Source organism: Paenarthrobacter sp. TYUT067, assembly GCF_023656375.1.
Taxonomy (GTDB): domain Bacteria; phylum Actinomycetota; class Actinomycetes; order Actinomycetales; family Micrococcaceae; genus Arthrobacter.
The window spans coordinates 26,774-50,236 of sequence record NZ_JAMOIT010000017.1; the positions used below are offsets into that span (position 1 = coordinate 26,774).

20 protein-coding genes, 1 tRNA gene and 1 riboswitch are annotated in these 23,463 nt (G+C 63.1%); of the genes, 10 read left to right on the forward strand and 11 right to left on the reverse strand.

What is annotated here, in order from left to right:
- Window positions 1-41: 41 nt before the first annotated feature.
- Window positions 42-1,502, reverse strand: a complete 1,461-nt coding sequence (locus tag MOD31_RS15590) for an amino acid permease (protein ID WP_250821069.1) — start codon at window positions 1,500-1,502, stop codon at window positions 42-44.
- Between the two features lie 316 nt (window positions 1,503-1,818).
- On the opposite strand from MOD31_RS15590, the gene MOD31_RS15595 reads away from it, so the two are divergent.
- Both MOD31_RS15595 and MOD31_RS15600 read left to right on the forward strand, forming a co-directional pair.
- Window positions 1,819-3,828, forward strand: a complete 2,010-nt coding sequence (locus MOD31_RS15595; protein ID WP_250821070.1) for an ALF repeat-containing protein — start codon at window positions 1,819-1,821, stop codon at window positions 3,826-3,828.
- Between the two features lie 183 nt (window positions 3,829-4,011).
- On the forward strand, window positions 4,012-4,818 hold the full coding sequence (locus MOD31_RS15600) for an IclR family transcriptional regulator (RefSeq protein WP_142936957.1): 807 nt from the start codon (window positions 4,012-4,014) through the stop codon (window positions 4,816-4,818).
- A gap of 7 nt (window positions 4,819-4,825) precedes the next feature.
- On the opposite strand, the gene MOD31_RS15605 is transcribed toward MOD31_RS15600, so the two are convergent.
- Entirely contained in the window at window positions 4,826-5,263 is a 438-nt protein-coding gene (locus MOD31_RS15605) for an SRPBCC domain-containing protein (protein ID WP_250821071.1), read from the reverse strand.
- A gap of 162 nt (window positions 5,264-5,425) precedes the next feature.
- Here MOD31_RS15605 and MOD31_RS15610 point away from each other — a divergent pair, with 162 nt between their 5' ends.
- The 3 genes from MOD31_RS15610 to MOD31_RS15620 all read left to right on the forward strand — a co-directional run bounded on the left by MOD31_RS15610 (window position 5,426) and on the right by MOD31_RS15620 (window position 9,196).
- Window positions 5,426-7,156, forward strand: coding sequence for a urocanate hydratase (locus MOD31_RS15610; RefSeq protein WP_166841155.1), 1,731 nt, complete (start codon window positions 5,426-5,428; stop codon window positions 7,154-7,156).
- A complete protein-coding gene (gene hutH / locus MOD31_RS15615) occupies window positions 7,157-8,749 on the forward strand; it encodes a histidine ammonia-lyase (RefSeq protein WP_250821072.1) in 1,593 nt (530 codons plus the stop codon). It begins immediately after the preceding gene.
- A 198-nt stretch (window positions 8,750-8,947) separates the two neighbouring features.
- Window positions 8,948-9,196: a hypothetical protein gene (locus tag MOD31_RS15620; protein WP_250821073.1), complete on the forward strand. Its 249-nt coding sequence runs from the start codon at window positions 8,948-8,950 to the stop codon at window positions 9,194-9,196.
- A gap of 126 nt (window positions 9,197-9,322) precedes the next feature.
- Here the strand turns inward: MOD31_RS15620 and MOD31_RS15625 are convergent, their stop codons facing one another.
- From MOD31_RS15625 to MOD31_RS15645, 5 genes are all read right to left on the reverse strand, one after another.
- Window positions 9,323-9,544, reverse strand: coding sequence for a hypothetical protein (locus MOD31_RS15625; RefSeq protein ID WP_089593406.1), 222 nt, complete (start codon window positions 9,542-9,544; stop codon window positions 9,323-9,325).
- Window positions 9,545-9,702: 158 nt separating this feature from the next.
- Window positions 9,703-9,776, reverse strand: a tRNA-Cys gene (locus MOD31_RS15630).
- Between the two features lie 217 nt (window positions 9,777-9,993).
- The gene (locus MOD31_RS15635; protein ID WP_142936952.1) at window positions 9,994-10,458 is read right to left on the reverse strand and encodes a hypothetical protein; all 465 of its coding nucleotides are present in this window, start codon (window positions 10,456-10,458) and stop codon (window positions 9,994-9,996) included.
- A 63-nt stretch (window positions 10,459-10,521) separates the two neighbouring features.
- Window positions 10,522-11,469 carry a formimidoylglutamase gene (hutG, locus tag MOD31_RS15640; RefSeq protein WP_250821074.1) on the reverse strand — a complete coding sequence of 316 codons (948 nt, stop codon included), beginning with the start codon at window positions 11,467-11,469 and terminating at the stop codon, window positions 10,522-10,524.
- Window positions 11,470-11,543: 74 nt separating this feature from the next.
- Window positions 11,544-12,986, reverse strand: coding sequence for an NCS2 family permease (locus MOD31_RS15645; RefSeq protein ID WP_142936950.1), 1,443 nt, complete (start codon window positions 12,984-12,986; stop codon window positions 11,544-11,546).
- Window positions 12,987-13,101: 115 nt separating this feature from the next.
- Here MOD31_RS15645 and MOD31_RS15650 point away from each other — a divergent pair, with 115 nt between their 5' ends.
- Window positions 13,102-13,737, forward strand: a complete 636-nt coding sequence (locus MOD31_RS15650; RefSeq protein ID WP_250821075.1) for a copper resistance CopC family protein — start codon at window positions 13,102-13,104, stop codon at window positions 13,735-13,737.
- 150 nt (window positions 13,738-13,887) lie between these two features.
- Window positions 13,888-14,079: riboswitch (cyclic di-AMP (ydaO/yuaA leader) on the forward strand.
- Window positions 14,080-14,082: 3 nt separating this feature from the next.
- Window positions 14,083-14,880: an NlpC/P60 family protein gene (locus tag MOD31_RS15655; RefSeq protein WP_142936948.1), complete on the forward strand. Its 798-nt coding sequence runs from the start codon at window positions 14,083-14,085 to the stop codon at window positions 14,878-14,880.
- Window positions 14,881-15,042: 162 nt separating this feature from the next.
- Here MOD31_RS15655 and MOD31_RS15660 read toward each other — a convergent pair whose 3' ends face one another.
- Entirely contained in the window at window positions 15,043-15,735 is a 693-nt protein-coding gene (locus MOD31_RS15660; protein WP_166841160.1) for an FAD-binding protein, read from the reverse strand.
- A gap of 418 nt (window positions 15,736-16,153) precedes the next feature.
- Between MOD31_RS15660 and MOD31_RS15665 the strand changes: the two genes are divergently transcribed.
- Complete coding sequence (locus MOD31_RS15665) at window positions 16,154-17,191, forward strand: universal stress protein (protein ID WP_166841161.1); 1,038 nt, start codon at window positions 16,154-16,156, stop codon at window positions 17,189-17,191.
- 19 nt (window positions 17,192-17,210) lie between these two features.
- Window positions 17,211-19,973 carry a PEP/pyruvate-binding domain-containing protein gene (locus MOD31_RS15670; RefSeq protein ID WP_250821076.1) on the forward strand — a complete coding sequence of 921 codons (2,763 nt, stop codon included), beginning with the start codon at window positions 17,211-17,213 and terminating at the stop codon, window positions 19,971-19,973.
- Between the two features lie 12 nt (window positions 19,974-19,985).
- On the opposite strand, the gene MOD31_RS15675 is transcribed toward MOD31_RS15670, so the two are convergent.
- Together MOD31_RS15675 and MOD31_RS15680 are read right to left on the reverse strand one after the other, a co-directional pair.
- Window positions 19,986-20,906, reverse strand: a complete 921-nt coding sequence (locus tag MOD31_RS15675; protein ID WP_142936938.1) for a cation diffusion facilitator family transporter — start codon at window positions 20,904-20,906, stop codon at window positions 19,986-19,988.
- 10 nt (window positions 20,907-20,916) lie between these two features.
- On the reverse strand, window positions 20,917-21,411 hold the full coding sequence (locus MOD31_RS15680) for a metallopeptidase family protein (RefSeq protein ID WP_223941580.1): 495 nt from the start codon (window positions 21,409-21,411) through the stop codon (window positions 20,917-20,919).
- Window positions 21,412-21,502: 91 nt separating this feature from the next.
- On the opposite strand from MOD31_RS15680, the gene MOD31_RS15685 reads away from it, so the two are divergent.
- A complete protein-coding gene (locus tag MOD31_RS15685; RefSeq protein WP_142936936.1) occupies window positions 21,503-22,426 on the forward strand; it encodes a carbohydrate kinase in 924 nt (307 codons plus the stop codon).
- Here MOD31_RS15685 and MOD31_RS15690 read toward each other — a convergent pair.
- Window positions 22,423-23,376 carry a DMT family transporter gene (locus MOD31_RS15690; protein WP_250821077.1) on the reverse strand — a complete coding sequence of 318 codons (954 nt, stop codon included), beginning with the start codon at window positions 23,374-23,376 and terminating at the stop codon, window positions 22,423-22,425. The genes MOD31_RS15685 and MOD31_RS15690 overlap by 4 nt on opposite strands.
- Window positions 23,377-23,463 lie beyond the last annotated feature (87 nt).

The window sequence follows — 23,463 nt, forward strand, 5'->3', positions numbered from 1 at the left end:
GAACTACAGCGCAGCCCGCGAACTACAGCGCAGCCAGCAAACTAGGTTGCCTTCACCATTGGCATTTGCGCCGTCTCGTCCACCAGCTCGGCCCGGCGGAGCCCGCCACCGCGGACCCACATCTTGTAGGCCACGAACAGCAACACCAGCCAGGTGCCACCAACGTACAAAGCAACACGCGTGTCCTCGAAGACGCCCAGGATCACGATCACCATGGCCATGAACGCCATGGTGAGAATGGAAGCGACAGGCCACAAAGGCGAACCGAATTCCGACGCCGGCAAGCCCTTGCGCTTGATCTCCCGTTTCATGGCAACGTGCGAAGCCAGGATCATCACCCAAACCCACACGGTGGCAAAGGTAGCGATCGAGGCAATGAGCACGAACACGTCCTCCGGAATCACGGCGTTCAACACGACGCCCACCAGCAGGATGCCGCCCATCATCAACACGGTCATCCAAGGGACGCCATGCCGGGAGATCTTGCTGAAACTCTTGGGTGCGTGACCCTGCTGGGCAAGTCCGAAGAGGATACGTCCGGCCCCGAAGATGTCGCTGTTGATCGCCGAGAGCGCGGCGGTAATGACCACGGCGTTGAGGATGTGCGGTGCGGCCGGGATCCCTAAGCCATCAAAGATCTGCACGAATGGACTACCGCTGCTGCCGATTTCGTTCCACGGGAAGATGCTCATCAGCACGCCCAACGTCAGTACGTAGAACAACAAAACGCGGACGGGCACTGTATTAACTGCTTGCGGGATGACCTTCTTGGGGTTCGTGGCCTCGCCAGCCGTGATACCGATCGTCTCGATCCCGCCAAAGGCAAACATCACGACGGCGAATGCGGCCAGGAGCCCTTCAAAACCGTTCGGGAACAACCCGCCGTGATTCACGAGGTTCCCGAGTCCCGGTGCCACGCCGCCGCCGTCGCCCGTTTGGAAGCCGAACACGACGATCGCTGCACCGCCGACGATCATGGCGATAATCGCCGCCACCTTGATCAGCGAGAACCAGAACTCGAGCTCGCCAAACACCTTCACGCTGAGCAGGTTCATGGCGCCCAGGAACAGGATGATTGCGAGTACCCAAATCCATCTGTCCACCTGTGGGAACCAGAAACCCATATAGATACTGAAGGCCGTGACGTCGGCGATGGCCACAATGGCCATCTCGAACACGTAAGTCCACCCGGTCACAAAACCTGCGAACGGTCCCAGGTACTTGGACGCGTATTGGCCGAAGGACCCGGATACGGGGTGTCGGACGGCCATCTCGCCCAGTGCTCGCATCACCATGAACACGGCCGCGCCGCCGATGATGTAGGCCAGCAGGACGGCCGGCCCGGCTTTTTGGATGGCGGAGGCGGAACCGTAGAAAAGGCCGGTGCCGATCGCGGATCCGAGCGCCATGAAGCGAACGTGACGGACGTTGAGGCCTCGGCTGAGCGCCGTACCCGCGGCGTGGAGGACAGAGCTCTCCACAGCCAGCTTGGTTTGTTGCATAGTAAAACCTTCTCGTCTTTGGGAGGGGATCGCTATCCAGCAGATCACTTTTGGGCGACTTGTGATGGGACTCACGGGGCTTTGGTGTCTTTGATCGCAGACAGTCAGTGGTGTCGACTTTCGGCAACGACATTCACAGTGGTAAAAGTCATAGTTCCCAGTCGGATATGATGACCGCGGACAGCTCGTCACCGGTCAGGCATCCCTCGCATCCGCGTCGCCCCCATTGAATTCCGTGCTGCCGCCGCATCCGTTATTTGGGGGACCCTTGTTTTCTTCATTCCGCGCTACCCGGCGCCGTGTTTCTGCTGCCCTGATGGCCGTTGTAGCTGGGGCTTCTCTGCTTTTCGCTGCGCCAGCCCAGGCCTATGACATTCCCGAATTCGAGGTGCCCCACGCCGCGCAGGCCCCCGTTCCGTTCGTCGAGCGGGCTACTGATACCGCTGGCGTTGTTGAGCTGTGGAAGACAGGTGGCCCCGCAACCCGTGCCGCTGCTGCGACCGCGCTGGTGGGTGGCGCAGATGCGCTTAATGCATTCCTCGACGCCGGACAGGATGTCACGCTCGCCGCGGATCGCAAGCAGCTGGTCACCGAGCTCACGACGCGGGGGAGTGCGCATGTTCGCTCATCTGCGCAAAAGATCCTGGCATTAAACGACCCGGCGGCCATCGATGCTTTTCTCTCGACAGGTTGGGCCGGAGCGTGGCAGCTTGACCTTGATATCACTGCCTACAGGTTTCTAACTCTGAACGGCGTAATCCGAACGCAGGCCTCCGACAGTTTGGACAAAGGCGACCAAGCAATAGAGGAGTTCGTTCTCGGGGGCTGGCTGGAAGCCGCCGAGATAGACGACCGCCAGGCTGCGTTCCAGCTCTTTGATTCTCCTTTTGTGGGTGTCCGCGCTGCGGCCAAGGCAGCGGTCATGACGGACGACAGGGAAATCGTTGCTGATTTCCTTCGCTACGGGCAGCTCGTTGCAGCCGACCGGGACGCTGAGTCGACGGCTGTTGCCGCTCTCCTTCAAAAGGTCAGATCAGACATTGCTTCGAACCCCAACGGCACCGCTGCGGTCGCGGACCGTGCGAAGACCGCTGTCGAACAAGCCCGGAGCACCGCCTCTGCGGCAAGGGCGGCAGACTCATCGCGGCTCGCGACAGACAGGGACCTCCTCTCATCGCAGGCCACACCGAGACGGATCGCGGACGAAACTCAAATGGCATCGCAGGAGCCGGCGAAGGCCGCCTTTGCAAAGGCGGCCCGTGAAATTCCGGAGCTCCTTACCAAGCTGGATGCCCCCGGAGCCGACCCTGACGCGCTGATCAGCGAAGCCCGTCAGGCCGCCTTGGATCTTGCCTTGGTGGGGACACCCAAGGTTCGGGAAGCCGCGGAAACGGCGCTGTCGGGTGGAGATACTTCCGTAAAAGCTTTCATCCTTGAAGGCCACGCAGCAGCTATAGAGCTGGACGCCATTAAGCCGTCGGCATTCACCGCGGATCGACAACGCTCTTACCAGCTTCTGGCAGTCGGAGGCGAATATGTGGAGAAGGCCGCCAAGAAAGCGCTCGAGTCAGTCAGCCACGCAGACGTCCGCTACTTCCTGGAATACGGTTTTGATCAAGCCCGGAATCTGGATAATCGCATCCAGACCAGTTATGCGTTGGATTCGACGCCGGAGGTTCGTGCGGCAGCGAGCGTTGCTCTTGACGGCAGCCGCGCAGATCTCAAGGCCTTCATGACCACAGGCCAGGCCGCGGCTGCGAATCGAGACGCGGCAACCACTGCCCACGTTGCCTCCATCGACGCCATGATCGCCGAGCTTGCCGGTTTGGCAGACACTGCAACCGTCGACGCCGGTAAGGCGGCTGACGCTGCCAAAGCCGCGGAAGCGGAAGCGGCTCGTCAAGCTGAAGCTGCCCGTCAGGCGGAAGCTGCCGCGGCCGCTGCTGGTGGACAGGCCGGGCAGGCTGCAGCCGGCCAGGTCGACGTTTCGCAACACTCCGGAACTGGAGTAGCCCCGATCGTCGTTCCTTGGCCGCGCGACTATGCTCCCGCCGTCGGGCTCGCCGAAACCGGTACGCCAGCCGAAGCGGCGGCAACACCTGCGGCAACTCCGTCGGCCATGCCCAGCATTTCAGTGCCGCCGGCCGCGTCGGCTGACAATGATGCCGCGTCGGTTGATTCGCAATCGCAGGAGGCAGCCACCCCGTTGGCCGCTTCGTCTGCCGGGATGAGCGGCTGGACCATCGGGCTGATCGTGGCGCTGGTCTTGGCTGCGGCCGGGGCCATCACGTTCCTGCTTCGGCGTAAGGGTGCCGCTTCCGCGTAAGGGCCGCGTTGCCTAGGGGTAGAGGTTCGGGCTCGCTAAGGGAGTCCGGCATCCCAGACACCGATCAATGCATTCGCGCTGGTGATTGACTCTCCGAGGGTGCACGCTTGAGTACGGGATACCGGACAGCGGTACCTGCATACACCGGACTAATCCCGCAAGCAGCCCGAGCAGCGAGGAACCATGACAACCACGCCAACCGCACCAGGCAAAGCCACGTCCAAAGTCCCGGCGGCCGAAAATACGCTGAGGATTTTGAAACTGTTGGCTTCGCGCCGCGGTCCCATGGCGGCGTCGAACATTGCCACCGCGCTCGGCCTGCCGCGATCCAGCGTGTACCACTTGCTCGGCGTCATGGAGGCGAACGGGTTCGTCCTTCACCTGCATGAAGAGCAGCGCTACGGGCTAGGCATCAGCGCCTTCGAACTCAGCTCGGCGTATTCGCGCCAGGAACCCTTGTCCCGGCTGGGCCGGCCGATGCTCGCCGCCCTGGTGGACGTGATCGGCGAGAGCGCGCACTTGGCGGTGCTTCACGGCCGTGACGTGCTCTACATTGTGGAGGAACGCGCCAAGAACCGCCCCAGCCTGGTGACCGACGTCGGGGTCCGCCTGCCAAGCCACCTCACGGCGTCTGGCCGCGCGATCCTGGCCGCCCTGCCAAAGTCGCAGGTTCGTGCGCTGTATCCGAATGCCGCCGCCTTCACTTCGCGGCATGAGGTGGAGTTCCCCATCATGAAGTATTCGGCGTTGTCGTCGCACTTGGACCAGGTCCGGCAGCGCGGCTACGCCACGGAAAACGGCGAAATCACGCCGGGATTCTGCTCCATCGCCGCCGCAGTAACGGACCATGTTGGATGGCCGACGGCGGCAGTCGCCGTCACGTTCCTTGAGGACAAAGTGCCTGCTGAGCAATGGCCGGTCCTTGCCGCGCGCATTCGGAAAGCGGCGGACGAACTATCGGTGCGGATCCACGGGCGGCCTGGAGCCTAACCCGGCGCTAGCTTCGCCCCGTGGATTCCTTCTCCACGAGTTTGCGGAAGGTCTCCAGTTCGCCTTTGAAGCTGCCCTTGTAGGAGCCCATGGCGAAAAGCCGCCCGAAAATGGCGGCGACGAATCCGCGGGTCACGAACTCCTGCCGGATACGGGTACCGTCCCTCTCGGCCGCAAACCGCACATCTGACTCGCCCTTGAGGATCGCATTGCCGAACCGCGTGCGGATGTGCCAAGGCCGTTCCACTGCGAGGATTTCGGTGGGGCTTTTCATCCTGCCGAACCACACCGTGTAGCGGCTGCCTGCCTCATCCATTGAACCGACGCGGTCAGTCACCCGGGTGACCCCACCGATCCACTCCTTGAACCGGTCCGGGTCTGTCCACATTGCGAAAACCCGCTCAGGCGGTGCCGCGACGAGCGTTGTTACCCGGTACGTTGCCATGGGTCCAGCATGCGCTCATTGTGGCGTAAATGCGAGAGGTTGGAGATGTCTGTAATCCCGGACGGTGCCACTCCAAAAGCCGTTCCGGCCGCGTGATAAAGGGGCTTTAGTAGAAGCAGAAGATCTTTCCACCACCTACTTCCCACAGACGAAGGAGTCACCATGGCACCCGCCGATTTCACCACTGGTGCCCGTCCGGTCAAGGCCGCCCGGGGTACTGAACTCACTGCCAAGTCGTGGCAGACCGAAGCTCCGCTGCGGATGCTGATGAACAACCTTGATCCTGAGGTCGCTGAGCGTCCGGACGATCTTGTGGTCTATGGCGGAACTGGCCGTGCAGTCCGGTCCTGGGCCGCGTTTGATGCGATCACCCGGACCCTGGAAACCATGGAGAAGGACGAGACCCTCCTGGTGCAGTCGGGCAAGCCGGTGGGTGTGTTCCGCACCCACGAATGGGCTCCCCGTGTGCTGCTGGCCAACTCCAACCTGGTGGGGGATTGGGCAACGTGGCCCGAGTTCCGCCGCCTCGAAGCCGAGGGCCTCATGATGTACGGCCAGATGACCGCTGGCTCCTGGATCTACATCGGGACCCAGGGCATCCTGCAGGGCACGTACGAAACTTTTGCCGCCGTCGGAAACAAGCTCGCTGCGGAAGGGCGCCACCCGGCGCCTGCTGCTGAAGGCTCAAACGAAGGTCCGTTGGCGGGGACGCTGACCCTGACCGGTGGTTGTGGTGGCATGGGCGGCGCGCAGCCGCTGGCCGTCACGCTGAACGATGGCGCCTGCCTGATTGTGGACGTCGACGAAACCCGCCTGCGTCGCCGCGCCGGCAAGCGCTACTTGGACGAGGTCGAAACGGACCTGGATACCGCGATCGCGAAGGTCCAGAAGGCCAAGGAGGAACGCCGGGGCTGGTCTGTTGGCTACGTCGGTAACGCTGCAGAGGTGTTCCCGGAGCTGCTCCGCCGTCACAAGGCCGGGGAGATCACCTTTGATGTGGTCACCGACCAGACCTCCGCGCATGACCCCCTTTCCTACCTGCCCGAGGGCATCACGGTAGCCGAGTGGCACACCGAAGCCGAAGCTGACCCGGAAGGGTTCACCAAGAAGGCCCAGGCTTCCATGGCCCGCCACGTACAGGCCATGGTGGAGTTCCAGGATGCCGGCGCCGAAGTTTTCGATTACGGCAACTCCATCCGTGACGAGGCCCGCAAGGGCGGTTACGAGCGTGCGTTCGAGTTCCCCGGCTTCGTTCCGGCCTACATCCGTCCGCTGTTCTGCGAGGGCCTCGGCCCGTTCCGCTGGGTTGCCCTGTCCGGTGATCCGGAGGACATTGCAGTGACTGACAAGGCCATCAAGGAACTGTTCCCGGAAAACAAGCACCTGCACAAGTGGCTCGACGCCGCGGCGGACCGGGTGGAGTTCGAAGGCCTGCCGGCACGTATTTGCTGGCTCGGATACGGCGAACGGGCCAAGGCCGGGTTGTTGTTCAACCAGTTGGTGAAAGAGGGCAAGGTCAAGGCCCCCATCGTGATCGGCCGTGACCACCTGGACTCCGGTTCAGTGGCGTCCCCGTACCGGGAAACCGAATCCATGGCTGACGGCTCGGACGCGATTGCTGACTGGCCGCTGCTCAACGCCCTGCTCAACACCTCCTCCGGTGCCACCTGGGTATCGATCCATCACGGCGGCGGCGTTGGTATTGGCCGGTCCCTGCACGCCGGACAGGTTTCCGTGGCTGATGGCACCGACCTCGCCGCAGAAAAGCTTGAACGGCTCCTGACCAACGACCCCGGCATGGGCGTCATCCGCCACGTCGACGCCGGTTACGACCGCGCCGTCGAGGTCGCCAACGAACGCGGCGTCCGCATCCCCATGAACGAAGGCAAGTAAGTGACTATCACTACCCATGAACCCCTCACCGTCACCCTCGGCTCCAGCGGCGTAACCCCGGAAGACGTCGTCGCCGTCGCCCGCCACGACGCCAAGGTGACCATCTCCCAGGACGCCCTGGACAACGTAGCCAAGGTCCGTGCCCACATTGACGATCTGGCCACCAGCGATGTCCCCGCCTACGGCATCTCCACAGGCTTTGGCGCCCTGGCAAACCGCCACATTCCCAACGATCTCCGCACCCAGCTGCAGAAGTCGCTGATCCGCAGCCACGCTGCTGGCATGGGCCCGGCTGTTGAACGCGAAGTGGTCCGCGGCATCATGTTCCTCCGCGCCAAGACCCTGGCATCGGGCCGCACGGGTGTTCGTCCGGTGGTCTTGCAGACCATGGTGGACGTGCTCAACGCCGGCATCACCCCGCTGGTCCGCGAGTTCGGTTCGCTGGGCTGCTCCGGCGATCTTGCGCCGCTGTCACACTGCGCCTTGGTCCTCATGGGTGAAGGCGAAGCAACAGGACCCGACGGCGAACTGTACGGAACCGCTGGCAAGCCTCCGGTTGCTGAGCTGCTCGCCCAGCACGGCATCGAGCCGGTCACCCTCGCCGAGAAGGAGGGCCTGGCCCTCGTCAACGGCACTGAAGGCATGCTCGGCATGTTGCTGATGGCCATTGCCGACATCCGCATGTTGCTGGCGACGGCGGACGTCACCGCCGCGCTCAGCGTCGAGGCCCTGTTGGGTACAGACCAGGTGTTCCTGCCGGAGCTTCACGCAGCACTGCGGCCGCACCCGGGCCAGGCAGCCAGCGCCGATAACATGCTCCGCGTGCTGTCCAACTCGCCCATCGTCGCATCCCACCGGATCAACGACACCAAGGTGCAGGACGCCTACTCACTGCGTTGCGCACCGCAGGTTGCCGGTGCTGTCCGCGACACCGTGGACCATGCAGCGCTGGTGGCTTCCCGCGAACTCGCCGCAGCGATCGACAATCCTGTGGTCCTCCCGGATGGCCGCGTCACGTCCAACGGCAACTTCCACGGCGCACCCGTGGCGTACGTCCTGGACTTCCTGGCAATCGCCGTCGCGGACCTCAGCTCCATCGCCGAGCGCCGTACGGACCGCATGCTGGACCCGGCCCGCTCACACGGTCTCCCGGCATTCCTCGCTGCGGATCCCGGCGTGGACTCCGGCCTGATGATTGCCCAGTACACGCAGGCCGGCCTCGTCTCGGACAACAAGCGGCTGGCCGTTCCGGCATCCGTGGACTCCATCCCGAGCTCCGCCATGCAGGAAGACCACGTATCCATGGGCTGGCACGCTGCCCGGAAGCTGCGCAAGGCCGTGGAGAACCTCCGCCGGGTGCTCGCCGTCGAGCTTGTCACCAGTGCCCGCGCCATCGACATGCGGACGCAGATGTCCGACGGCGAACTCACCCCGGGTCCCGCTGGCACGGCCGTGCTTGAGGTGCTTCGTGACGTGGTTCAGGGCCCGGGCACCGATCGGTTCCTGTCGCCGGAACTGGAAGCGGCTGACCGTTTGGTTGGCTCCGGTGCGGTCCGTGCGGCCGCCGAATCCGCCGTCGGGATTTTGGCCTGACGTCGAATAAAACGCTCATTTGATGGGCATATTTGTCACGTCCCGGTCTTTGTTCGCAACGCAATCACCGGGGCGTGGCAAATGTAGTAGAACTTATGGTGTACGTCACGTCCACGCCAACGATGTCGTGGGCTTGACGGTCAACTGTTCAATAACTCAATACACAACAGAGAACATCCACAAAGGGGTAGAAGTTCAATGAAGGCACGCGGAGCAGTCCTGTCCAGGCGAAGCGCTCACACGGCTACGGTTACCGACTGGAAGACGCTGAAAGTTGGCGAGCGGGTGGAAGTGGTCAAATACGCCCACGTGATCGCCGCCGGTCTGATCGAAGAAGTTTCCAGCAGCGGAAACGTGGTGTGGCTTGAGCATTCGGGGCCGGGCGTCACCGAAGAGGGCAAGGAACTGTTCATGAAGTCCGACGGCGTGGCTCTCCGCCGGGCGTAGGCGGCAGTTCCGCCCGAGGTACTTGTTTAACAGAAACCGGGGCTCGTTCCCTTCCGCGGGTAGTAGAAGCGGAAAGGAACGGGCCCCGGTTTTTGGCGTCGCTGCCCCGGAAATACTTTGGGGGTATCAGGCAGCGAGAACTTCGCGGGTCTGACCGAAGGGAACGGATTCGTCCAGAGCCACGGTGTAGGTGCCGGGCTCGTGGCGCGTCACCAGAATGCCGCAGGCAGCGTCTGCTGCTGCGTTTTCGATCAGGGCATCCACGGCGCGGTCGAGTCCGTCGTGGATCTCGTCTGCCTTCGAAAAGGACAGGCGAATTTCGCGTTCTGCAGTCATTGCAGGGGTCATTGGGGGCCTCCTATTACGTGCCGCATGCGAGGGCGACCCGTCAATCATAGTGGCCGGACCTGAAAATTTGTAAGATGACCGGCAGGCGAGTGACGTGGGTCTCCGCCTGGAGCCCGCCTTGGTGACATCTCGCGAAGGGGGGCGCCCTCTTGAACCCATGGACGTGGTGGCGGGATTCGAACCCGCGTACGCTGCTTTGCAGGCAGCTCCCTGGCCTCTTGGGTACACCACGTGCAAACGACACTAGGTGCCTGAACGCGGGCCGGGCAAAGTTGGTGTCCCCGCCTTTCGCAGGGCTACGAACCGTTGCTAAAGGTTGCTGCCCGTGAAGCCGTAAGCATCGTAAAAGGCTCATTACGAAGCAAAATCGCGTGCTCGTTGGGAGTCTCACTGGGTAAGTGGAAAACCGAGATCGGCGCGTCCGCCTGGTCCACCCTCCCGATGGTTGATTAAAGACTTTGGGTTGCCCGCCCGAGCGGCCTATCACGTTTCGGTGCCGCCAGCTTTGAAACTCCCGCAGCAAGGAGCAGCGTCAGGATGGCAGCAGCCATGTGCGTGTAGAGAAGGAGATGAACGTTGCCCCCGCTGGCGGCTGCCCCGGCGGGCACGTCCGCCAGGTCCTGGCCGCCGTGCAGGTGATCCAGTAAGCCGTTGCCGGGGAAGTAGCCCCCGAACGCGGCAAAGCCGAAATGAAGGAGTTGCTGCGCCACCCCGGACGCCAGCAACAACAGCAGAGGCCCGTGGATCCAACGGGCAATAACCTGGGCAGCCAACGCACCGATGGCGGCGAAGGCCACGAGGACGGGGATGGCCGGAGCGCTGCCGCCAGCCACCATGTGCGCTGCAAGTCCCAGGGCCACAGCCACCGGCCCGGCTACCCAAGCCCACTTGTCCTGCACAGGAGTTGCGCTCATTGCCGTCCTTCCCTCCCCACAGGCTAAGTGGAAGAGGAAGGCTGGAAAAGGGGCGGGGAATATCTAGGCAAGCAAAGTGTTGACTAAGCGGGCCGCAACCTTCGCGGTCCTGGAATCGATGTCGAACTCCGGATTCAACTCTGCGACGTCCACGTGGAGCAGCTTTCCGCTCGTAGCAACCTGCCGGCAGATGGCGCCGATCACCGGCAGCGGCACGCCATAAGCAGCGGGGGCACTCACTCCGGGCGCCACCGACGCCGGCATTACGTCCAAATCGATGGTCAGGTACAGCACATCAACGCCGGCCAGGAAATCAGCAACGAACACTTCCACGGCTTCCGGCGTGCAGAGCTCATCAAGGAGGTACTTCACGCCCAGCCGGTTGGCCGTATCGAAGAGCGTTCGTGTGTTGTTCGGCTCTGAAATTCCGACGACGGCGTACTGCAGTTGGCGCCCAGCGGCAGCTTCCGCGTGGGCCATCTGCAGGAACGGCGTCCCCGAGCTCGGCGTGGGTTCGTCGCGCAGGTCAAAGTGGGCGTCCAGGTTCAGCACACCCACGCGCTTGCCTCGAACAGCGTCAGAACCGGCTACGCCAAGGTAGCTGGCAAACGCGGTTTCGTGGCCTCCGCCCAGCACCACGGTGAGGTTGCCGGCGTCGAGCAGTCCCGAAATGGCGTGCCCGGCGCGCTCTTGGCCAGCCTCAAGTGAGTCGTCCTCCACAACCACATCACCGGCGTCGAACACGTCGCGGTCAAGGTGGAAAGCCAGCGGACCCAGAGCCGCACGGATGGCGGCTGGTGCGGCGGCGGCCCCCACACGGCCCTTGTTGCGGAGGACGCCGGCGTCGCTGCAGAAACCAAGCACGACGGCGGGGCGCGAGGCTGCTGCGGTGCCGGACACGGTGTGGGGTTCTACAGCTTGCCACCAGCGGCGGTGCTCGGCGCCGTCCCCATCAAAGCGGCCGGTCCACGGTGTGGGATTGACGTCAACGGTGGGGGCGCTTGTTTCCATGCTTCCAGCACACCCGACGCGGGGCCCAAAAACCAGTGGCCCAGCGCCGGGAGTGTCTGAAATCCCGGACTGGGCTACTTGACGCCCAGCAGCTCTTCCACGGTTCCGATGCCGAAGAACAGCAGGAAGGCAGCAGCCACAGCCCACATCAGCGGGTGGACTTCGCGGGCGCGGCCCTGGAAGGTGCGGATCAGGACGTAGGAGATGAAGCCCGCGCCGAGGCCGTTGGCAATCGAGTAGGTGAACGGCATGAGCGCGATGGTCAGGAACGCGGGAATTCCGACGCCCCAGTCCTGCCAGTCGATCTTGCCCACCTGGGAGACCATCATGAAGCCCACCACTACCAGGGCGGGGGCCACGGCCTCGAACGGCACCAGGTTGATCAGGGGAGTGAAGAACATGGCAACCAGGAAGAGTGCGCCGGTGACGATCGAGGCGAGCCCGGTTCGTGCACCTTCGCCGATCCCGGCACCGGACTCCACAAAGATCTGGTTGGACGAAACAGAGGCCCCACCGCCCACGATCGCGCCGAGCGCGTCCACTTGGAGTACCCGGTCCACGTTGGGGATGTTCCCGTCCTTATCCACTGTCCCGGCCTCGTTGGCCAGGCCCACCATGGTGCCCATGGCGTCGAAGAAGATGCTGAGCAGGATCACGAATGCCAGCAAAGCTGCACCGATGAAACCGAGGTGCTCAAAGGCGCCGAACGGGTTGGCCTTGCCGATCAGGGACAGGTCCGGTGCGCCCCATTCACTGAGCTTGGGGGCCACCAGGGACCAGCCGCGGGGGTTGACGTTGGTGCCGTCAAAGCTTGGGCCAATGTGGAGAGTGAACTCGAGGATGGCAGCCAGCGCGGTGGACACAACGATACCTATCAGGATGGCTCCGCGGACCTTCCGGACCACCAGTGCGATGGTGAGGATCAGGCCCACTGCGAATACCAGGGTGGGCCAGCCAAGGAGCTTGCCGTCCACGCCCAAACCGAGTGGAACGGTGGTTCCGGCGGCGTCGGGGATGCGCCGGACGAAACCGGCGTTAACCAGGCCGATGAGGGCGATGAAGAGGCCAATGCCCACAACGATTGCCGTTTTGAGGGCTTCGGGCACCGCCTTGAACACTGCAGTCCGGAATCCGGTCAGCACCAGGATGAGCATGGTGATGCCCGAAAGTACCACGAGTCCCATCATGTCCGGCCATGTCAGCCCGGGGTGCGATGCCACCGTGACTGCGACGAACGCGTTGACGCCCAAGCCTGTGGCCACGGCGAACGGGTGCTTGGCCCAGGCTCCCATGAGGATGGTCAGGATGCCGGCAACGAACGCCGTGGTGGCCGCCACGGCGGTGAAACCCAGCGACGCGCCACTCGAATCGGGTCCGGAGAGGATCAGTGGATTGAGCACCACGATGTAGCTCATGGCGAAGAAGGTCGCGAAGCCGCCACGGATTTCCCGCGAATATGTGGATCCACGTTCGGAGATCTTGAAGTAGCGGTCGACTGCAGAACCTTGTTTAAGCATGAAGGTCTCCGGGGATCGAGGGGGAGTTTGCTCTCAAATCCTATGTTGTCCGGTGCGGGCCCTCCCAACGATTCGCCTAGTCTGTAAGGAAGCCAACACTAGGAGAAACCGCCCCATGCGTACCATCCGCCCGCTTCTGGCCGCCGTCGTCGCTGCTCTTGCTTTTGCTTCCGCCCTGCTGTTTGCAGCGGCACCGGCGTCCGCGCACGACGTCGCCGAGTCCACAGCGCCAGCCAACGGTGCCCGCGTGGCGGAAGTCCCGGCGTCGGTCTCCATTACGTTCAACAACCGCCCGCTCGCGATCGGTTCGGGCGTAACGGTGACGGCCGGCGGCGAGAACTGGGCGGACGGTCCGGTCGAAATCATCGACAACCAGGCCGTTCAGAAGCTCCGCGAGGGTGCCCCTGCCGGCGAGTTCACGGTGGTATGGCGCGTGGTCAGCTCCGACTCGCACCCGATTGAGGGCACCTTCACGTTCACAGCCGCCGCAGGAGGCTCGACGTCGGCGAGTGGTACGGCGGGTGCCTCACCAGCGGCTTCGGCTTCCTCAGCTGCGGTACCAACAGTGGGCACCGCCGCACCAGGGACTGCCGGTAACAATGAGCCAGCCGCCGACGCCTCCCAACCTTTCCCTTGGAGCATTGTGGGGCTGGCTGTTGTGGCGGTGGGTCTCGTAATTTATCTCGCCGTTACCGCACGGAAAAAATTGGCGGCTTCGAACGAGCCAGATGCCGATATTCCCGCGGAATAGCGCGGTTTTCTACGTACCTGCGAATATCTCGAATCGGTTACCGCGACACGCCAGAAGCTCACTTCCCGTTACTTAAATGTGACTTCGGGAGAATCATCGCGTACCGTAGTTCCTGTGCCTGTTCCACGTAGCGGGCACTTCCGGCCTGATTGCCTAGCTCTGCCGCAGTCCGGAATCCGTTCGCAGACAAACCTACGGCAGAGACGGGGAACCCAATTTAGGTCGCTTTCGAGCGTGCCTTGGGGTGAAGTCACGATGCTTTCGCTGAACAGCGGGAGATAGTGGCCGGGTGACTCCCATCCGAATCCGACAGCTAACCTCGCAGGCATCGGGAGAGGCTCTTTCATGTCTTCACGCATTCTTCGCGGCCGTCGTAAGGCGGACAGCGTACGTCCTAATCCGTTCATCTCCATCTCGAAGGCAGTTGCCAGCAACGCTTCAGGCGCTGGTCGTCAGGCAGCTGTTATCGCAGCAGCCTCGGGCCTCGTTTTGACCGGTTCCATTGCTGCTCACGCAGCTGAGACCCCGGTTCAGCGCGATTCCAGCCCCGCAACGGTTGCCGAGACCGTTTCCGAGGCACCCACCAAGGTTGTTACCGCCCTGTCAACGGCTACCGTCAACTTTGAGCGTCCCGCAGTTGCTTCCGTAGCAGCTCCGGTCATCGAAAAGCCGGCCCCCGTTGTTGAGGCCCCTGTAGCCAAGAAGGCAGCTGTCACCACGGCTGCTGCTGCAGCTCCCGTTGCCGCTCAGGCCGCGGTTGCTGCTCCTGTTGCTGCCGCACCCGCACCGGTTGCCGCTGCTCCTGCAGCTGCCCCCGCCGCCGGCGGCGTCAACGCAGCCATGGTTGCTTCGGCTTACGCACAGATCGGTATCTTCCAGGACTGCACCGCCATGGTCGAAAAGGCCCTTGGTTCCGCAGGCATCCCCGTAGGCGACCTCGGTCCCATGCAGTTCATGAACTACGGCAAGGTCGTCAGCGATCCCCAGCCCGGTGACATGATCGTCCAGTCCGGCCACGTTGCTATCTACATCGGCAACGGCCAGGCCATCAGCGGTGGCATCAACGGCAACCAGACGGGCATCCACCCGATCAGCTGGTTGACCGCAACGGGTCCCCTGACCTACGTACGCGCTGGCGCATAAAGCCTCACGCTTCAGTTCAAAGGCCGGTGCCTTCGAAGACTTATGTCTCCGGAGGCACCGGCCTTTGGCGTTAAGTTCTGTTCGTAAAAGTTCAGTGCGGGACGTACGACGGCGGACTTGGCTGGCTTGCGGGGGTGGTAGCGCGTTTGCTTGCGGGACTTCCTAGGCGATGGCGACGCCGGGACCCGCCGGCAGGGCAACCTTGGAGGAGATGGCCTGACCCACTGCTTTGGCTTGCCGCAGCACTTCCTTGGGGGACGGAGTGATGAGGTCTCCGACGCCCACCAGGTGCATTCCCACGGCCCGCATGGCCGCGGCAAGATTCTGTCCGACTGCAATGCCAAGTTCGGCCAGCATGCGCCGTAGCTGGCTTTGGGCGCAGCGTGTCACTACTACGTGGTCTGCCAGAAGAACGCCTTGGGCTGTGTGGATTGCCCACTGGCGAGGATGGGATTCGTGGGGGCCGGATGCGTGGAGCCCGGTCCTCAGGCCTGTGGTTGTCATGCTGGCGGCCACACCGTATCCGATATGCCGTGAGGGATCTGAGCCCAGGAAATCCAAGCGGACAGCGCGAGTGGTGTTACGAACGTCCAGTTGATGACTGGCAGCGTAGTTCCTCAGGTGGCGAAGGATTTCGTTGCGTTCCTGCATTGCTGTCGGATCTGCGGCGTCGGTGCGTTGGAGCATGCCTGTATGGACGGACGGTCCAGTAGTGGATAACGCGCCGAACCCGTCTACCACGATCGAACCCACGCCGTAGCGGCTGAGTTCGCTGGCAACTGCCAAGCCGGACAGGCCGGCTCCGATGATCACGGTGGTGGTGCGTTCCGTGCCGGAATCAGGCGTGAGTGACACTGCTTGGTTCCTCCTTGACGTGTGTGCCTTTCGGCATCGCGTGGGATCGCGTCCGAGTTCCCCAAGCGGCCGCAAGTAAATGACCGGGGCGTGTGGTGTGAGACACGTTTTCCGGCCATTCGGTGACTCGAACACTACCGAACTTTTTCGGCCATGGATAGCCTCTCCGCCTGCGCGTTTTGTCTCTTCGCCGCGAGCACCCCAGGGACCGCCGGGAACCGAGCCCTGACCGTTATGCACATAGCCCAATGTCGTCTTGATTCGCCACTGCTGACCGAGAATAGTGAGCATTGGGAGGAGGAATTTCCGGGTTTCTCCTGCCCCGGCCGTTGGCAACAAAACAGTCTGGAAGTTCTAGGCCGGGATCCTCTGGCAGAATAGCCGGAACATCAAGCAGTAGGTGGAGAGGCAGGCCCCCATGGACCAGCACGGAAGACACAGTGAAGAGTCACCGGACGGCCAGGACCAGGTTGTGGAACCTGGTGGCATCGTCGTCGGGGTGGATGGTTCAGAGCACGGTCAGTGCGCCTTGGTTTGGGCCGCACGGGAGGCGGAGCGCCGCCAGCTTCCGCTGCATATTGTCACGGCGTACTCCGTGCCAATTTTCGCGGCCTCCGGCTTGGACGGTGGCTACGCAACAGTTGACGATTCCGTCATCCGCGAAGGCGCTGATGCGATCGTTCGTCAAGCCTTGGACAAAGTCTCCGGATATGCCATTGACGTCGATGCTTCCGTGGAAAACGGTGATGCCGCTGGTGTCTTGTTGGACCTTTCCGAGGAGGCCGCGCTGCTGGTGTTCGGCAGCAGGGGTCGCGGTGGGTTCGTCGGGCGCCTCCTGGGTTCGGTGAGTAGTGCCCTGCCCGCGCACGCCAAATGCCCCACGGTGACGGTCCCGCTCTATTGCGCTGACCGCCTCGGTGAGAACACCGAGGACAAACACATCAAGGCCGAGCACGCCAAAACGGGCCCGCGCACTGTGGAAAACGTGGTTGCAGTAGGCGTTGACGGCTCCGAGCAAGCACGCGTTGCTGTGCTCGAAGCTGCCGAGCAAGCGCAGCGTATGGGAGCCACACTGCGCGTCATCTGCGCTGTTCCGCAGTACAGCGGTTCCCTGGCGTGGGTTCCGGCTCCGTTGGACCGCGATGCCCTATTCGCCGATATCAGGGTCCAGCTTGACGCCGGTGTTGCCTGGCTCAGAAGCCACTTCCCTTCGTTGGCTATTGAGACGGACCTCCGGGATGGCTCGCCCGTTGATGTTCTTGTGGAAACCAGCCGCAGCGTCGAGCTGGTTGTTTTGGGAACCCGTGGCCGAGGCGGATTCGCGGGAATGCTGCTGGGGTCAACATCAGACGGAGTCCTGCACCACGCCAAGGGGCCAGTGCTGGTTGTTCCGGACAGGGAAGATCCCCGGCTGGCGGACCGTCACAAGTTTGGACCCATGCTCGGCGCTGCCTGAGTCGGCGCCCGGCACATCCATGGACAGTATGGAGCCCGAAGAGCCGGATCAGTATCGCGGCGCCAGCCTCGGCGCCTCGAGTTCGGTGTTCGTCCGGAACATCTCAAAAATACGTGGAGACATGCTTCCGGAGGTCGGTGGCAAGGCAGCCAATCTTGGCGAGTTAGCTAATGCAGGGCTGCCCGTGCCACCCGGCTTTTGCCTCACGACTGCTGCGTACCAGCGGGCGCTCTCGGGAGCTGCTCTGGAGCCTGTCCTTGCGGCTTTGTCGGAGGCTGATGCGGCGGGGTTGGACCGGCTGAGTGAGATCGCCACCCGTGCCCGGTCTTTGGTTCTCGACTCCGGGGTGCCGGCCGGGATCGCCGAATCGGTGAGATTGGCGTACGGGGAATTGGGCGATAACGTCGCAGTGGCTGTCAGGTCTTCGGCCACCGCCGAGGACCTGCCGTTCGCGAGCTTCGCCGGACAACAGGACACTTTCCTGAACGTAGTCGGCGTGAACGCGGTCCTGGACGCCGTAAGCCGCTGCTGGGCCTCGCTCTGGACAGATCGTGCCGTGGCCTACCGGACCACCAACGGGATTGACCACGCCACGGTGGCCTTGGCTGTGGTGGTGCAGGAGATGGTGGACTCCACTACGGCTGGCGTCATGTTTACCGCCAACCCCGTGACGGGGAATCGCCATGAAACCGTCATTGATGCCAGCCCAGGCTTGGGGGAATCGGTAGTCTCCGGTGCCGTGAATCCGGATCACTATGTGGTGGCCACCCTGCAGGGTGGCATTGTAAGCAGGACCTTGGGGGACAGACAGCTGGAGATCCGCGCCGTTCCAGGCGGCGGTACGGAGCGACTCGAGCGGCGCCGTTCTGCCGATTCAGACGTGGAGCCTTGCCTGAGTGATCGTCAGGTGCTTGCCCTTGTCGAGCTGGGCCGTGAGGTTCAGGAGCACTATCGCGCCCCGCAGGATACCGAGTGGGCCATCGATCCCGCGGGAAAGATATGGCTCACCCAGGCCAGGCCCATCACCACCCTGTACCCGCAAACTACGCGAAAGCCTCCTGCGCCGGGCGAGCACGCGTTCCTGAACTTCAGCCTGGCACAAGGCCTCACCAGGCCAATGACGCCCATGGGGTTGGCCTGTATCCGCCTCATCGCCTCATGTGTAGCCAGGACTGCTGCCTTCGATGTACCTGATCCCAGGTCCGGCCCTCCTCCGTATTATGAGGCCGGTCAGCGCATCTTCTTCGACCTCACGCCGGTGCTGCGGAGCCGGGTCGGGAGGGTCATCGTTCCGCGGGTCTTCGATGTCATGGAGGCCCGCTCTGCCGCACTCATGCGGGGTCTCTTCGAGGATCCACGCTTCACGGTGACCATCAAGACACCCCTGAAGCTGATTCGCCATGTGGGGCCGGTTGCGGCCAAATACCGCGTTCCCGAGTCAGTGATCCGGGGACTGTTCCAGCCGGCTGCGGCGATGGAGAGGGTGGAGGAACTCACCGCGGAACTGCATGAGACGTTGGTTGTGCCGGGGAAAGCAACGTCCCATCAGCGGCTTGCCCACGTGCAGAGAATCCTGGGAGAGGAAGTCTTCGCAACAGTGCCGCAGGTGCTGCCCCTTCCTGCGCTCGGCTTCGCGATGCTGGCGCTGGTGCGGCGCCTTCTTGGCGAGCAGGCGCCCTACAGCGAGCTGCAAACAGTGCTCCGCGGCCTACCCAACAACGTCACCACGGAAATGGACCTGGCGTTATGGCAGCTCGCCTCGGAGATCCGGGAGGATCCCGACGCCGTTGCCTCCATGGTTGGCCAAACGGCAGCAGAGCTGGTGGAACAGTACCGGGCGGCCAAGCTTCCCCCAATTGCACAATCCGGTGTGGCAAGGTTCCTGGGCATGTACGGGCACAGAGCCGTTGCCGAGATCGACCTCGGAATGCCCCGCTGGTCCGATGACCCGACCCACATCCTCGGCGTGGTGGCCAACTATCTGAGGCTCGCGAAGGGTGCGGAGGCCCCGGATCAACAGTTCAGCCGGGCAGCCCGTGAAGCCGATGAGCAAGTGGCCCGTTTCGTGGCCCGCGCCAGGGCGAAGAGTCCGCTGCACAAAGCGGTAGTCAAGATTGCTTTGGACCGAACCCGGCGCTTCGCCGGGTTGCGGGAGTTACCCAAGTACAACCTCGTCCTGGGGTTGGGGGCGGCGAGGGAGCAGCTGCTTCTGATCGGGAACGAGCTTGCGGCAGCACAACGGATTGACAGAGCCGAGGATGTCTTCTTCTTGGACCTCGACGACGTCGAGGCCGCCCTGGCAGGGGATGACCGCCGCGACGTGGTTGCCGAACGCCGTGCGGCTTACCAGCAGGAACTCCGCCGCAGGCACATTCCCAGAGTGCTGTTGTCTGATGGGACCGAACCCGAGGCTACGGCAGTCGGGAGCGGTGGCAAGCAGCGCCGGGGCATCGTGCAGCCAGGAACCCTGTCCGGCAGTCCGGCGTCGGCAGGTCTGGTGTCTGCACCTGCGCGGGTCATCATGGACCCGGTGGGTGCGCACCTGGAACCCGGGGAAATCCTGGTGGCACCGTCAACGGACCCTGGCTGGACGCCCCTGTTCCTCACCGCAGGAGGGCTGGTGATGGAGATGGGCGGACCCAATTCCCACGGAGCGGTGGTGGCCCGCGAGTACGGCATACCTGCGGTGGTGGGCGTCCCCGATGCAACCTCGCGCATCAGCACGGGACAGCACATCACCGTGGACGGAGCCGCGGGGACCGTTAGTACGGAAACCCCGTAGCGCTGAGGAGACTCAGGCGTGCTGGTGTGATTCGTGCTCGGAGTGGCTCACGGGCTCCAACTGGAAAGTGCAGTGCTCCGTGTCGAAGTGCCGGCCAAGGCACGAGCCCAGCTGGTCCAGGATGTTGTCCGCCCCCGTCGCGTTGAGGACCGCATCCTCCACCACCACGTGGGCTGAGAACACCGGAACGCCGGATGTGATGGTCCAGATGTGGATGTCATGGGCATCAACCACACCGTCCACGGCAACTATGTGTTCCCTGATCATGTTTACATCAACGCCCTTGGGTGTGGCTTCCAAAAGCACATCCACCACGTCACGGAGCAGATGCCAGGCACGCGGAATGATCATCAGGGCAATCAGTACCGATGCCAACGGGTCAGCAGCACTGAATCCCGTGGTCATGATCACCACGGCCGCAACGATGACGGCGATGGAGCCAAGAAGGTCGCCCAGGACTTCAAGGTAGGCGCCGCGGACATTGAGGCTTTCCTTCTGCGCCCCTTGGAGGATCAGCAAGGAAACGAGGTTGGCCACAGCACCCAAAATGGCAGCCCACAGCATGACGTCCGTTTGGATTTCCGTGGGTTCGCCGAAGCGGCGAATGGCCTCGATCATGATCACCACAGCGATCACAATCAGGATCAGGGCATTGGCCAGCGCGGCCAGAACCTCAGCTCGTTGGTAGCCGTATGTTCGCTGGTCGCTCGCTGGGCGCGTGGCAATCCACGCCGCCATCAGGGCGATGAACACCCCAGCGGCGTCAGAAAGCATGTGTCCGGCATCAGCCAGCAGCGCCAAGGATCCGGACACGACGGCGCCAACCACCTGGATGCCCACCACCCCTAAGGTGATGGCCAGGACGGCGATAAGCCGCTTCCGGTGCTTGCCGGTTGCTGTGACTCCGTGGGAGTGGTTGTGGTCGTGCCCCATGCCTACAAGGCTAGCCCCAGCCGAGTTCATGCAAGCGGTCGTCGTCTATCCCAAAATGGTGAGCTATCTCATGCACCACGGTGATGGCCACCTCATCAATAACTTCTTCGCGGGTGCTGCAAATGTTCAGGATGGGTTGGCGGAAGATCGTGATCCGGTCAGGGAGGGAGCCTGCTTCCCACCAGGAATCCCGTTCGGTCAACGGAACTCCCTCGTAGAGCCCCAGCAACACGGTGCCAGGATCTTCTCCGGGTTGTGGTGTGTAGTCGTCCTCGATGAAGATGGCCACATTGTCCATGGCGCTGGCCGCTTTGGGCGGGATCAGCTGCAGGGCGTCACTGACGGCTTCTTCAAAATCTTCGGCCGACATTTCGTAAGGCCCTGGAACATCATCAACACGCCTGTTTTCGACGGGACTGTGCACTGCGTTCCGTTCCCGTAGCGGCGAGGAGGGGCGATCGCCGTCGGGAATGATGGGCAGGCCGGGAGGAAGATTCGCGGGCATGATTCGACTTTAGTCCGCGAACGCAGCAATGGCTCCGTGTGTGATGGGAGATACTGAACTCAATCCTCTTTTCGACAGACACAGGAACCGCATGACCGGCACCGCTTCCCTTGCACCTGAGCCCCTCGACGTCGTCGTTGTGGGTGAGGCCCTGATTGACATCGTCCAGTCGACGAACGGGCAGAAGGAGTACCCCGGCGGTTCGCCGGCGAATGTCTCCTATGGCCTTGGCTTGTTGGACGTGAAAACGGGCCTGCTCACAGCGATCGGTCGTGACGAGCGGGGTGACGCCATCGCTGCGCACCTGCAAAAAGCGGGTGTTGTGTTGTTGCCCGGGTCCATGTCCGCGGGCAAGACAGCGACGGCGACAGCCAGGATAACCGCCGATGGTTCAGCAGATTACACCTTCGACATTGACTGGGCGCTGGCTCCACTCGCTTTGCCTTATGCGCCAAGAATCCTGCATACCGGTTCCATCGCCACGTTCCTGGAGCCCGGTGCAAGCGTTGTCCGGAGCCTGTTGGAACAGGCCCAGGGAGGGTGCATGGTCACCTACGACCCCAATATCCGTCCCGACCTTCTGGGAAGCCACCACGAGGCACTCTCACTGTTCGAGGAAATAGTGCCCCTGACGGACGTAGTTAAACTCAGCGGCTCCGACGCCCGGTGGCTCTACCCTGGCAAAGCGCTCGAGGACACCGCGAGCCACCTGCTGGCCCTTGGCACAGGGCTTGCTGTGGTGACCCAAGGAGTCAAGGGCTCGCTCATGGCCACCAAACACATTCAACTCAACGTTCCGGCCGTTCCGGCTACCGTGGCGGACACCATCGGCGCCGGAGACTCCTATACGGCAGCGCTCATCATGGGGCTGCTGCTGCGGGGCAGCGACGGCCTGGCGCCCACGGTGCTGGAACGGATCGGCACCATCGCCTCCATGGCTGCTTCCATTGCTGTGGGCCGGCCGGGTGCAAACCCGCCCACGCACCGCGAACTACTGATGGGCATGGCCCGCTAACTGCGGGGCTGGCGGGTCTGGCGTCGCGTCAACCCGACGCCGATCAGGCAGATGACGCCGCCGATCAATCCCCAAATGGTGGGGACCTCCTGGAGTGCCGCCCACGAAATCAGGATGGTGGTGCCCGGGACAAGGTAGGTGGTGGCGGCCAGCTTTCCAGCTGAGATCAGGGAAAGCGCATAAGCCCACGTGGTGAAGGCGATGGCTGTGGGGAAGATACCCAAATACACCAGCCCCAGGGTGGCGGGAAGCGGCGCTACCTGGACTTCTGCGATCAGCTGACCCGTCCATGGAAGGCAGCAGATGGCACCTACCATGATGCCGAACCACGTCGCTTGCCCTGCGGTGAACTTCCGCAGAACGGGTTTCTGCAGGATCGCGCTCACCGAGGCGAGCACAGCGGCAAGCAAGCACAAAAGCACACCGGCCACGTCCGCCGTCGAACGCTGTCCGGAACCCAAGGCAATCATGGCGACGCCGCAGAAGGCCACGCCGCTGCCGATCAGCAACCACCGCGGGAAGCCTTCCTTGAGGAAGATGCCGGCAAGAATCGCGATGAGGATGGGGGAGACGTTAATCAGCATGGCGCTGGTGCCGGCGTCCAGCATGTGCTCTGCGGCGTTCAGCGCCACGTTGTAGCCGCCGAACCACATCACCCCGTACGCCACGATCGGCAACCACTCGCGGCCGCTCGGCCAGACCTTCAGCGTGGGCAGCACCACGATTCCAAGCACCACGGCGGCAACCGCCAAGCGTCCGAGCGTCAAGGAACCGGGGGAGAAGCTTGGGCCCACTGCGCGGATGCCCACAAAGGCCGAAGCCCACAGGACCACCGTAATGATGACGGCCGCGATGCCGAGTTTGCTGATGGGTGCTCCCGGCGCGGGGGTGGTGCGCTGGGGCAGGCCCGGGGAAGGCTGGCCGGGTTCGGCCGGGGTGGTGGTTGTCATAGGGCAAATCTATCCGGCACGCGGCGGGGGTGGCTGGCGGTTTTCAGACACGTCAGGGCAAGATCCTGCCAATGTCGCCAGCCCGCG

Bases quoted from the DNA above. Each gene is read 5' to 3' on its own strand.
- MOD31_RS15680 (WP_223941580.1), bottom strand. From the start codon at position 21,411: ATGCCCGCGAATCTTCCTCCCGGCCTGCCCATCATTCCCGACGGCGAT.
- MOD31_RS15645 (WP_142936950.1), bottom strand. From the start codon at position 12,986: ATGCTTAAACAAGGTTCTGCAGTCGACCGCTACTTCAAGATCTCCGAA.
- MOD31_RS15675 (WP_142936938.1), bottom strand. From the start codon at position 20,906: ATGGGGCACGACCACAACCACTCCCACGGAGTCACAGCAACCGGCAAG.
- MOD31_RS15600 (WP_142936957.1), top strand. From the start codon at position 4,012: ATGACAACCACGCCAACCGCACCAGGCAAAGCCACGTCCAAAGTCCCG.
- MOD31_RS15690 (WP_250821077.1), bottom strand. From the start codon at position 23,376: ATGACAACCACCACCCCGGCCGAACCCGGCCAGCCTTCCCCGGGCCTG.
- MOD31_RS15620 (WP_250821073.1), top strand. From the start codon at position 8,948: ATGAAGGCACGCGGAGCAGTCCTGTCCAGGCGAAGCGCTCACACGGCT.
- MOD31_RS15665 (WP_166841161.1), top strand. From the start codon at position 16,154: ATGGACCAGCACGGAAGACACAGTGAAGAGTCACCGGACGGCCAGGAC.
- hutG (WP_250821074.1), bottom strand. From the start codon at position 11,469: ATGGAAACAAGCGCCCCCACCGTTGACGTCAATCCCACACCGTGGACC.
- MOD31_RS15590 (WP_250821069.1), bottom strand. From the start codon at position 1,502: ATGCAACAAACCAAGCTGGCTGTGGAGAGCTCTGTCCTCCACGCCGCG.
- MOD31_RS15610 (WP_166841155.1), top strand. From the start codon at position 5,426: ATGGCACCCGCCGATTTCACCACTGGTGCCCGTCCGGTCAAGGCCGCC.
- MOD31_RS15605 (WP_250821071.1), bottom strand. From the start codon at position 5,263: ATGGCAACGTACCGGGTAACAACGCTCGTCGCGGCACCGCCTGAGCGG.
- MOD31_RS15670 (WP_250821076.1), top strand. From the start codon at position 17,211: ATGGACAGTATGGAGCCCGAAGAGCCGGATCAGTATCGCGGCGCCAGC.
- MOD31_RS15650 (WP_250821075.1), top strand. From the start codon at position 13,102: ATGCGTACCATCCGCCCGCTTCTGGCCGCCGTCGTCGCTGCTCTTGCT.
- MOD31_RS15655 (WP_142936948.1), top strand. From the start codon at position 14,083: ATGTCTTCACGCATTCTTCGCGGCCGTCGTAAGGCGGACAGCGTACGT.
- MOD31_RS15635 (WP_142936952.1), bottom strand. From the start codon at position 10,458: ATGAGCGCAACTCCTGTGCAGGACAAGTGGGCTTGGGTAGCCGGGCCG.
- MOD31_RS15685 (WP_142936936.1), top strand. From the start codon at position 21,503: ATGACCGGCACCGCTTCCCTTGCACCTGAGCCCCTCGACGTCGTCGTT.
- MOD31_RS15595 (WP_250821070.1), top strand. From the start codon at position 1,819: ATGGCCGTTGTAGCTGGGGCTTCTCTGCTTTTCGCTGCGCCAGCCCAG.
- MOD31_RS15625 (WP_089593406.1), bottom strand. From the start codon at position 9,544: ATGACCCCTGCAATGACTGCAGAACGCGAAATTCGCCTGTCCTTTTCG.